Here is a 10,981-nt window from a genome sequence, read left to right as displayed (position 1 = left end):
AATCCACTAATGATGAATTGAAATTATTGTGCATGCGCCCAAGAGTACGGAAAATGGCGGCTATCTTAGGAAACGTCAAATTTCAATGCCCGGCTTTTGAAAAGGTCTGTTTTAAATTTGAAAATAAAATTCCGCAAAGACATACCGGTTTTATTGAGCATATATAAGTTAGCTGTTTCTTCTGAAATATTAAACTTCATCAGCAACTCCGTAACACGGATCGTCTTTCTGTTTTCCAGTTCGTGTTTAAGATGCTCAACCAACGCTTCGGACAGTTTTTGCTGACCTTCGGGCTCTTCGACTTTGTGGAAATCAAAGTTGTTTCTTACTAAAATATTTACAATCAGTGAAATACTGCCTTTGATCAGTTTGAGAAACGAGGCTTGCTGTTGCGTCAGCTCAAATGTGATTTGTTCCACCAAATAGCGGATCGTGTCCGCATCACGCTCATTACTAACCAGCTTTCCCTGCCGGACACACAGATTTCTAAAAATATTTTCCACTTGTTTGTAGGTTTCCACAAATTCAGCAACATGCTTTTGTTCTCTGTCCGCACAGACTAGAGAATCGAATGCGATCACTAGCACTTCAGTAGCCATATCCTCTTGAAAAACTAGCATTTCATCTGGTTTGAGTAGGATAACGCCACCCTTACAGTAACTATGCAGCTGGTTGTTCAATATAAACTGACCGTCTCCACAAGCCACAAATACAAGGCGGTAATGAGAAGCGAATTCGTAGCTGTCCTCCCAATTCCGCGTTTTGCACAGGAGCAGATGAAATTGTTTGCGGGCAGTAAATTTAATCGATGACATTTTACAATTCAGGTTAATGCGATAACCCAATTTTGTAACTTAAAGTCTATTTTTAAAAAGACAATTGCCGAATGACAAGATTACGTTGCAGAATACCCGTTTTCACACCTTAAATCCAGAGAAATTCTATTTCCCCAGCCAGTTTTTGAATGCAGAAACACGGTCCGGGCTAACATAGGCTTCCTGAGCTAATGCCGGATCAAGGTCGATTTTAAGCTTTCCGGCCGATATAGTATGGATGTTACGAATGGCATTGATGGAAACCATCAGCGAGCGGTTGATCCGGAAAAATCGCACTGGGTCCATGAGCTGAGATAGCTTGTCCAGGCTGTATTCCACCGCAAAGTGCCGGCCGTCGAAGAGCCGCAGAAAGGTGGCCTTTTCTTCAATTACGAAGTACGCGATTTCAGGGCTTGTAAAAGTAAATATTCGTGAACCAGCCGTGCACAGGAACCGATCTTTATATTTTTCCGGAACTGGTGCGTCCGCAGTATTGGCCGCACTAACAGGAGGCGGTGTAGCGTTCAGTCTTTTAAATTTGATCAGCGAAGCTTGCAATTCGAGCGGGCTAATTGGCTTCAAAAGATAGTCTATACTGTTGGTTTTGAACGCTTTTAACGCATACTCGTCAAATGCGGTCGTGAAGATGACAGGAATAGTCAAATTCAGACTTTCCACGATTCTGAAACCATTGTCATCTTCGAGGTGAATGTCCAGAAAAATGAGGTCAGGGCTTGTATTTGATTTATTTTGAAGATAAGCTATTGTGTCAAAAACTGACGGGATTACAGCCAGTACATGTATAGACGCATCGATATCCTCTATCATTTTACGTAGCCGTTCCGCGCTGAGATATTCATCTTCTACAATCAGCACATTCATGACAACAAGGGAATTTTGACGATAAAATCAGTTTCAGTCCGCTTAATTACAACGTCTTTATTCTGCAACAATTTGTAACGGCTGACCAAATTACTTAATCCAAGGCCGGTTGTCTGTTCTTTAAAAATTCTAACTTGCAACGGATTGCGAACAATTAGGATCGTATTTTCAATGGTAATGTTGATGCATAGCGGATTTGCAACGGACATGGTATTATGCTTGACTGCATTCTCAATAAGTGGCTGCAAAGTGAGTGGAATAATGCTATACCGGTTCTGATCGACTTGAGATACCTGAACATCCAATTGTATCTTTTCCTGAAAACGAATGCGAAGTAAATAAATATAAGTTTCAAGAAAATTCAATTCTTCTTTCAAACTGATCTGCCCAAGTTCCGCTTGTTCCAGAATGTACCGATAGGCCAGCGAGAGTTGCTGGATGAATTCGCTCGACTTCTCAGAACGAGATTCCACCAGCGAGGCAAGCACACTGAGATTATTAAACAGAAAATGCGGACTGATCTGGTTTTTCAATGCCAGGAAACGCGCGCTCATGTTTTCGGTAGCCAGCTTTTCGGAATCCACCAGCATTTTCTGCAATTTTTCTTGGGCCTGGCTGCTGACGCAGAGATAATAGCCTGCTATTAATGCCAGAATTGTTAGAGCCTGATTGGAATGATAACGCGTGATTTTTGCATCCATCGACATCGTACCGTAATGGTTGAATTTTGAACGAAAAATCCAATTGGAATCCATAAACCCCCATGTATAAATGAGCATAAGATTAAAAACCAGTGCTAGCAAAATGGCCGGAACCAGCGCGATGAGTTGATGCAATAAATTGAAATTTGCAGGACGCTTGCTGCCGGTCAGCACCGGAAGATTTTTAAGAAACCAGTCCATTAGGTAAATCCAGCTAGTATAAAACACAGTACTAATTAGAATTTCAACCGAAAATAATGGAAGTTTGTGCAGAATCGTGGCCCAGAAATCCATCCGGACATTAATAAAAGTTCTCAACGGGATGTATACAATCGCCAGCGCGAAGCCCAGTAACCACTTCTGACCAAAAAAATAAGGATGCATATTTGCAATGAAAGCTTTACACCAAAGTAAGACTTTAATTGCTGCAGTGCAAGAGAATGATTACAACAGTATTGATCACTCCGTATTTTTTTGAATGATAGAAATCTATTACAATAGGTTGACAGCTTGGACTACCTTACCGTGGTATTTTTGGTCTTAAATAACTAGCTTAACATAATCCACTGTACGTATTATTTGACATTACATGTGTTATACAACAAAATATTATTTGGTAAGTATTTATAAAAGAAGTTAATAGATACCCCATTCAGCTATTTTGTTTTGATAACTTTAATTATGTAAAGTTTCAAACGTTGCTGGACATTAGCGGCATGAAATGGGCCGGTGTTTGACCTGGCTACTCAATTCAGTAGCATACCCATGAAGGAATACTGTATTCCGCAATCTGAGTGGTGGAAATTGTTCTTTCCCTCTTGTTGGTCACAGGCCCAAAGTTATTTTAGGTGCATCACTGGACCGTTTACAAAATTGTTTGGTTTTAGTGACCAGCCCATTATTTTGTTTGAGTAAGCATCGATGAGTAAAGCTAAAAATGAATACCAATTTCGTACCGAAATATAGGGGTTAGGTTAAAAAATTGTACAGAAACGATCACAAGGCCGTCACAGATTTATTGCTTCAATATTTACGTAGTTAAAAGCATGGTAATTGCTTGTGAATGGCAAGTTCCTTTGAGTGATCTTTCAGAAGTGGTAGATTTTTAACCCTTTAATAATCAAAAGTGTTGCTGAGATTTGCATATTGCATACTTTTCTTCTACGGAAAAGCTGCATACTTCTCCTTGGGAAAAAGCTGGCATAGAACAAAAAATATATAATTTTGAGAAAAAGTTATAATTATGACAGGTTCACTGCCCGAAGTAGATGCAGATTTGCTACACGGTTTGAGGGAAGGAGATGAGGCCGCATTCGCTGCTATCTACCAATTATGTGCGCCAGCACTCTATCGACGGCTGCTTCGCCTGTTAAAAGACGTTGCAATTACAGAGGAAATCCTGCAGGACGTATTTCTTAAACTCTGGGAGCACCGCAGGCGCATCGAACCAGCACGCGGCTTTCGGACCTATCTGTATAGAATGGCCGATAATCGGGCAATTGACGCTTTTCGGAAAATCAGCCGCGATAAAAATCTTCAGCAGGAGCTTTGGGCCAGTGACATCGGCTCTTACGTTCAAGAGGATGAGCTGTTTAACACCAAAGACGATTACCAACTTGTTGCAGACGCAATCGATCAACTATCTCCCAAACGCAGACAAGTTTTAATTCTCTGTAAACTGGAAGATAAAAGCTATCGTGAAGTGGCCGATCTGATGGGCATCTCGGTTTCGACGGTAAGCAATCAACTTGTCAAAGCCATTAAAGAGATCAAATCCTACGTCAATCGATCGGCAGGTAATCATTCTTCTGCGGTTGTTCTGTTTATGTCCGTGTTTGAGAATAATTAATCTTGTATTCTTTTTAATAAAAATTGTCTTTATTCGATAGTGTGTTTTTAAAACCGGATCGTATAGGCCCATAAACAGAGAAAACATATTCTGATTTGGTCAATCGAGAAGAGATACAACAACTGCTGGAAGCTTACCTTTTCAACCGGGCAAATCGGGAGGAATTAGACAAACTGCTTGCCATATTTTCCACGCTGGATGATGCGGAGTTCGAAGAGGTTGTCCGCCAGGCAATGCGCGACGATGCGCACACGCTGAATGCCGATTTTATTGATAATCGTGTAGAACAATTATATCCTCAGATCTTGTCGAAGGTCCGCGAATCCTCACAGGAATCTGCCGAACCAACTGGTGAATCGAAACCTGTTGTTCGCTGGATCTGGTGGAAAGTTGCCGCTGCCGCGGCAAGCTTTCTTTTATTAATGTGGGTGGGCGCCAAATTCCGTCACCGGGATGTGCCTCAAAAAGAGATTGCGGCTGAAGTCACTACCAACCAGATCGTGGCAGGCGGTAATCGTGCCACGCTTACACTGGCGGACGGCCGCAAGGTTGATCTGAGCGACAGGCAGCAGGGCATTGTAATCGGTAAACATATCCGCTACCTAGACGGTACGGAAGTCATCGATTCAGCAGCAGACGGCAAAACGTACTCGCCCGATATCCAGCATTTTACCCTTGCTACGCCAAATGGCGGACAATATCAGCTCTCTTTGCCTGATGGAAGCCGGGTTTGGCTGAATGCATCGAGCTCGATCACTTACCCCGGCGCATTCAATGGTGGCAAGCGTGAAGTTACCCTTCATGGAGAGGCGTACTTTGAAGTTGCCAAAGATGCGGCCAAACCATTTATCGTCAATACCGAAAAGCAGCGCGTAACGGTTCTGGGCACGTCCTTTAATATCAATGCCTATTCAAATGAAAACCTTAGCAAGACGACATTGCTGACCGGGTCAGTGCGCGTCAATGCCAAGGCAGACGGCGTCGTTTCAAAAAACGAACAGGTACTGCGGCCAAGCCAACAAAGCATTATCGGCGACAACGGTCGTACAGTCGCTGTTCTTATAGTTGATCCAACGACTGCTGTTGCCTGGAAAAACGGCCTTTTCGATTTCCATGGCCTGAATATCGACGAAGCGATGAAGCAGATTGAAAGATGGTATGATGTCAGAGTGACTTACCAAGGACCCAGACCTACCGCATACCTGGGAGGTAAAATGAGCAGGGGCGTCCGGTTATCGACATTTCTTGAATTCCTGGAAAAGGATTTTAACATCAAAGCTGAAATTCAGCGCGACCGCACACTTATATTAAATATTCCGAAGGATACAAACCATTGATTATCAACTTAAACGACAGCATCATGATGAACAAAACGTCTCCTTGATCCCTGACCAGAGAAGGTAAAAAAAGCAGGGAAGTGTCGAAACCACTTGCCCTGCCATATACCGCTGGTCCCCATCGCGAACATGGTACTATTCACAAAATGTAAACCTTAGTTTTTCAAAGTTATGAATAAAAAACGAAGGCTGGAAAGCTATGGCCTGTGGGGCCGCTTATTCACCCGTACAACTATATCCTGGCGCACCTTTATGATGATGAAGGTATTTGGTATTTTATTGCTCGCTTGCCTGAAGTTGCACGCGCACAGCTACTCACAAAGCATCACGTTAAATACGAAAGGTGCTTCGATTATTGACGTTTTTCGATCTATTGAGCAGCAAAGCGGCTATGTGGTGCTCTATAATTACAAGGAGCTTTTAAAAGGCGCGGCGGTTACGGTAACCGCAAAGGATATGCCCTTGGAGCAATTTCTTTCCAGGATTTTTTCAAACCAGCCCTTTACATACAAAATCGAGGACAAAACAATCCTGGTAAGTCCCAAGACGGAATTGCTTCGCCGGCAAACAGCGGACCCGCCGGTAGAAACACAGCCCGTCGCACCCAAAGAGCGGAGTATTTCCGGTACCGTGACCGATGCGGACGGCGGCGCTTTGCCTGGTGTAACTGTGCTCGTAAAGGGAACCCCGGTGGGCGCTGCAACGGATGTAAACGGGAAATACACTCTGGCCGTACCGGACGGGGCAACTGTGCTGGCATTTACAATGGTCGGGTATTCGCCTCAGGAGAAGGAAATAGGTGCAGCGAGCATTATTGACGTGACGATGGCCGCCGCTACAAGCGAGCTGAGCGAAGTGGTTGTGATCGGGTATGGATCCCGGTCCGCAAAGGACGTTACCACCGCGATATCGCGCATTAGTGCTGAAACCATTGACAAATCAGTTTCGATGACACCTGAGATGGCCATGCAAGGTACCATGAGCGGCGTTCAGGTATCAGGTAATTCCGGTGACCCCATGATGCGTCCAACAATCCGTATCCGCGGGACAAACACCTGGGGCGTTTCTGATCCGCTTTTTGTGATCGATGGTATTCCGGTGACCGAAATGGGTGCTGGTATTGAAAGCGAAAATGCCCGGATCGCTGATGTGCGCGGGCCAATAAATATTATGTCGATGATCAATCCCAACGACATTGAATCCATTTCAGTATTGAAAGATGCGTCTGCCGCAGCTATATATGGGGTGCGCGCTGCAAACGGCGTGGTACTGATCACTACCAAAACGGGCCGAAAAGGAGCCATGTCAGTGGATTTCAGCACCAGACTAGGGGTGCAAAACCTGACCCAGGATCTTGACTTGCTTACAACGCCTGAATATACATCTTTCGTCCAGGGCGTCTTTGCGACGGACCCGGACCGCCTGCCAATGGAAGACAATATTGGCCGCTTTGATCCGGGTAGCAACAGGTACCTCGGTAATTCGCCGACCTACAACTGGCAGGATGCCGTTCGGAATAAAAACGCAGCAGTTCAGGATTATTCGGTGCGGGTTTCTGGCGGCAATGAAAATACAGACTATAACGTTTCGGTAGGCTATGCTAACACACAAGGTACCATTCTGGTCAATCAGCTGAAACGTTACTCCGGCTCTTTTAAGTTAAACTCGAAGATCAAAGACTGGCTGAAAACGGGCGTCAATTACCGCCTTGTCAATGCTTCAGGACGTGATGGCGTTTATAGCTATTTCGACGTGATCCGGAGCGCTCCCTGGCAGCCCATTTACGCAGCACCAGGCATTCCCAGCTACAATGGATATGCAAATGTGGTGGGTGGAATCCAGGATAACGGGTCCTATTCGAACCAGAAATTGTATGGGCAGGGAACCCGTATCAATGAGGTAGGCCGGATGAATTCAAATGACGTTTCTTACGACTCCTGGCGCAATATCGGTAACCTGTACGTGGAGCTGACGCCAGTGAAACACCTGACCGTAAAGGGTACCCTGAGCCTGGACCGGTATGTTACCACGCGCTACCAGTTTTCGGATTATGACGCCAATGTGTTCGATTATACCGCCGGAGATCCTCGGGCCAGGGGAGGAGGGAAGTCGGTGGGCTCCTACCAGGAGCGTGATGTGATCAACAATAACCTGATGAAGGAGCTGATGGTCAACTATGCCAATTCCTTCGGCGACCATAACCTGGATTTGCTTTTCAATTTCTCTGATCAGAAATACGATGCGATGTACAAGCTTGCCAGCACTGAGTACATGACCACCAAAAAGGATTACCTGCGGGTACTGGGGGGAGAACGCGCTTATACTTCCGTAGGAAGCGAGCAGATGCGTTGGGCATTGCAGGGTTACCTGTTTCGCGCAAGTTACAATTACGCATCAAAATATTATCTCGATGCGACAGTACGTCGGGATGGTAGCGCCCGTTTTGCGCCTGAGAACCGATGGGGGACGTTCCCTTCCGTTTCGGCAGCTTGGCGACTAAAAAGTGAATCTTTTTTAGAATCTGTTTCCTGGCTTTCTGACTTGAAACTGCGAGCAGGCTGGGGACAGCTGGGTAATCAGGAGGTGCGCGATATGGCTTATCTGTCGGCTATTTCCCGTAATCCTCATTATGCAATGGGCAACAGCAGCCAGCCTGATCGTCCCTCCTCCGGTGTGTTCTACGAGGGGGCAACGATCTTCGGTATTCCAAACCGCGACCTTACCTGGGAACGGACAGAAACATTCAACATCGGTTTTGATGCGCAACTATTTAAAGGGCTGGAATTTTCTGCGGAATACTACTATAAGAAAACCCATGGGATCTTGCAGGCTATTGACCTTCCTTCAAGCGTGGGTGTGATTGAAACGCCCGTAGCCAATGTGGCCAAAGTGCAGAACCTGGGTTTTGAATTTAATCTGAACTGGCAGCAGCAACTGGGCGATTTCCGCTATGGCGTAGGTGCTAACCTAACTACGACAGCCAACCGCGTATTAGAAACTTACAAGGGAATTCCAACTTCCGCAGGGACTGTCGAGCAGGGCTACTCAATGTTTTACCACCGCGCATACAAAATAGGTGGGGTTTTCCAGAGCGACGAGGAAGCACAGCAGTGGCTCTCGCGTTATGAGGACGTCAACTATCAACGATCACGCGTGGGCGCAGGGGATTTTTATTTTCAGGACCTCAGGGGTGCTCCCAAAAACGAAAATGAGTTTTATTCGGAAGGCGCCGACGGACGGATCGATTCTTATGATATGGTATATGTAGGCAAATCGATTCCCGGATTCTTCTATGGCATCAATGGAAACGCCAGTTATAAGGGTTTTGACTTTAACGTACAGTTTACCGGCGTTGGTGATGTAGTTAAATATAATGGCATCAAAGCCGGGACTTTTATGGCTACTGAAGGGGATAACGTGACGCGTGAGGTGTACAATGCATGGACGCCTGAGAACCGGTCTACAACACATCCGCGGCTGGTCTTTGGTGATCCTGTGCAAAACCTTCGCAGCTCCAATTTTTTCTTTGAAAGCGCGGCTTATCTGCGGCTTCAGAATTTGCAGCTGGGCTATACAATCCCTTCATTGGCTTCCGGTGCTGGGAAAAAACACTTCCAGACTGCCCGGATTTATGCCGGAGCATCGAATCTTTTCACGTTGACACCCTACACGGGACTGGATCCTGAAAACAACAACTACCCGGTGCCGCGTACTTTTTTTGTCGGATTGACGGCAAAGTTTTAAATCTTAACAGATTCATATCATGATGACACGATATAAACATTATAACCCTACCCCGATCGTAGCAGCGCTATTGCTCCTGCTGCTGAGCTCATGCGCCGATCAGTTGGACATCAAGCCTACGGCCGAATTGGAAAGCGAGTATTTCGAATCTGAACTTCGTGTGCAGGAAGGTGTTGGTGCCTGCTATGCCGGATTTTACAATCTGTACGGTCCCCTGCTTAACGATGGCGGCGGCTCTCACCAGATCCTACTGCTGCCCGGAGATGACATTACACACCAGGATGCCGGTCGCGGGGCAATGGAAGCATTTGCCGGGTTAAACAGCGCAAACGGAGAAGTGAACATGCTCTGGACGCGGCTTTACCAAATCATTTACCGCTGTAATTTTATGCTGGAAAAACTTGAAGAGGAATCTGTGAAGGCCGTTTATCGTACGTCTGGCTTAAACGAGATCAACAAAGGAGAGGTACTTTTTCTGCGTGCATGGGCTTTCCATCGTTTGTGGGATTTTTTCAGGAAAGCGCCGCTTCAGGATACGCGTATCCGTAGCATTGCGGACGCGATACTTCCTCCTACCCAGGAGTTTCAAATGCTTGACAAAGCGATCGAAGATCTGGAACTGGCCGCTACGTTGCTGCCCGACGCATCATACTGGAAAATAGAAACGGAGCGTGGCAGGGTCTTTAATGAAAGTGCGTACGGGCTCCTGGTGAAATGCTACACGCTACGCGCGAGGTACAACAAGGCCAATGCGGGCGACTACCAAAAAGCGATTGCCGCTTTCAAAAAAATCACAACCCGGCAGCTGGTGCATTTTGCGGAAAACTTTGATTACAAACATGAAAACAATGCCGAGTCGCTCTTCGAACTTCAGGCAAGCCATGCGACTGACCAGGACAATGCATGGCTTGATAATAATTTTGGCGGCGGGGCCGGTCAGATGGGGGCTATGTACCATTACAGCACAAGCCACTGGGGCAACTACGTTTCGGGCATATACGGTCCTACAAAAAAATTAATGAACGCGTATGACAACGGTGACCCGAGAAAAGAATACACTTTCGCGAACTTTACTACGAATGTCACGGGCAATACAGAGGTAAAGGCGCCTGCCTGGGATAAGTTCGATGGTTATCAGTTGATGAAGTATGTGTATCCCGGTCGATGCTGGTTTGAGAAGATTTGGGGTATATCCTCGACCAACAACACCCGCCTGATCCGCTATGCTGATATCAAGCTTTTGGCCGCGGAGGCTTACTTGCAGACTGGCAACGCAGCTGCGGCCCTGGTGCAGGTAAATGACATCCGCGCCCGCGCACGGCGCTCCACGGAAGATGGTAAAGTGTCGACCGCGCCAGCCAACCGCACGGCGATAACCATGCAGCACATTATGAATGAACGATTTATTGAACTTGCTGCCGAAGAAGGTATCCGGTGGACAGACTTGCGGAGTTGGCATGCAGCTGGCTTCATAGATCTATCGACCTGGACAGCCCGCGACTTTGGCTACAATTACAATGAAGCAAACTTTGAGTTTCAGGTATCCAGGCATTTGATATTCCCTATTCCGCAGCGAGAAATGAATACCAATCCACTTATGGCTGCGGCCGGTAACAATCCAGGTTATGATTAAGATCTTTCTCCTATCATGGA

7 protein-coding genes are annotated in these 10,981 nt (G+C 46.1%); 4 read left to right on the top strand and 3 right to left on the bottom strand.

Going from position 1 to position 10,981, the window contains the following annotated elements:
• Positions 1-65 precede the first annotated feature (65 nt).
• The 3 genes from FEM33_RS10775 to FEM33_RS10765 all read right to left on the bottom strand — a co-directional run bounded on the left by FEM33_RS10775 (position 66) and on the right by FEM33_RS10765 (position 2,599).
• A complete protein-coding gene (locus tag FEM33_RS10775) occupies positions 66-815 on the bottom strand; it encodes a hypothetical protein (RefSeq protein WP_138279406.1) in 750 nt (249 codons plus the stop codon).
• Between the two features lie 126 nt (positions 816-941).
• Entirely contained in the window at positions 942-1,697 is a 756-nt protein-coding gene (locus tag FEM33_RS10770; protein ID WP_138279407.1) for a LytR/AlgR family response regulator transcription factor, read from the bottom strand.
• Positions 1,694-2,599: a sensor histidine kinase gene (locus FEM33_RS10765; protein WP_229209031.1), complete on the bottom strand. Its 906-nt coding sequence runs from the start codon at positions 2,597-2,599 to the stop codon at positions 1,694-1,696. Before FEM33_RS10765 ends, FEM33_RS10770 begins: the two co-directional genes overlap by 4 nt.
• A gap of 1,042 nt (positions 2,600-3,641) precedes the next feature.
• Here FEM33_RS10765 and FEM33_RS10760 point away from each other — a divergent pair.
• The 4 genes from FEM33_RS10760 to FEM33_RS10745 all read left to right on the top strand — a co-directional run bounded on the left by FEM33_RS10760 (position 3,642) and on the right by FEM33_RS10745 (position 10,961).
• Positions 3,642-4,247, top strand: coding sequence for an RNA polymerase sigma factor (locus FEM33_RS10760; RefSeq protein WP_138279453.1), 606 nt, complete (start codon positions 3,642-3,644; stop codon positions 4,245-4,247).
• Positions 4,248-4,342: 95 nt separating this feature from the next.
• The gene (locus FEM33_RS10755; RefSeq protein ID WP_138279454.1) at positions 4,343-5,584 is read left to right on the top strand and encodes a FecR family protein; all 1,242 of its coding nucleotides are present in this window, start codon (positions 4,343-4,345) and stop codon (positions 5,582-5,584) included.
• Between the two features lie 171 nt (positions 5,585-5,755).
• On the top strand, positions 5,756-9,328 hold the full coding sequence (locus tag FEM33_RS10750; protein WP_138279455.1) for a TonB-dependent receptor: 3,573 nt from the start codon (positions 5,756-5,758) through the stop codon (positions 9,326-9,328).
• A 19-nt stretch (positions 9,329-9,347) separates the two neighbouring features.
• Positions 9,348-10,961 carry a RagB/SusD family nutrient uptake outer membrane protein gene (locus FEM33_RS10745; RefSeq protein WP_138279456.1) on the top strand — a complete coding sequence of 538 codons (1,614 nt, stop codon included), beginning with the start codon at positions 9,348-9,350 and terminating at the stop codon, positions 10,959-10,961.
• The last annotated feature ends 20 nt before the right edge of the window (positions 10,962-10,981 follow it).

Origin of the sequence: Dyadobacter flavalbus (assembly GCF_006149045.1) — a bacterium.
In the GTDB taxonomy this organism is placed as follows: Bacteria; Bacteroidota; Bacteroidia; order Cytophagales; family Spirosomataceae; genus Dyadobacter; species Dyadobacter flavalbus.
This window is presented reverse-complemented; position numbering and strand designations above follow the sequence as displayed.

What these genes read in the sequence shown, in the direction of transcription:
- FEM33_RS10765 (WP_229209031.1), bottom strand. Translation starts at nt 2,599, where the DNA reads ATGGACTGGTTTCTTAAAAATCTTCCGGTGCTGACCGGCAGCAAGCGT.
- FEM33_RS10770 (WP_138279407.1), bottom strand. Translation starts at nt 1,697, where the DNA reads ATGAATGTGCTGATTGTAGAAGATGAATATCTCAGCGCGGAACGGCTA.
- FEM33_RS10775 (WP_138279406.1), bottom strand. Translation starts at nt 815, where the DNA reads ATGTCATCGATTAAATTTACTGCCCGCAAACAATTTCATCTGCTCCTG.
- FEM33_RS10745 (WP_138279456.1), top strand. Translation starts at nt 9,348, where the DNA reads ATGATGACACGATATAAACATTATAACCCTACCCCGATCGTAGCAGCG.
- FEM33_RS10750 (WP_138279455.1), top strand. Translation starts at nt 5,756, where the DNA reads ATGAATAAAAAACGAAGGCTGGAAAGCTATGGCCTGTGGGGCCGCTTA.
- FEM33_RS10760 (WP_138279453.1), top strand. Translation starts at nt 3,642, where the DNA reads ATGACAGGTTCACTGCCCGAAGTAGATGCAGATTTGCTACACGGTTTG.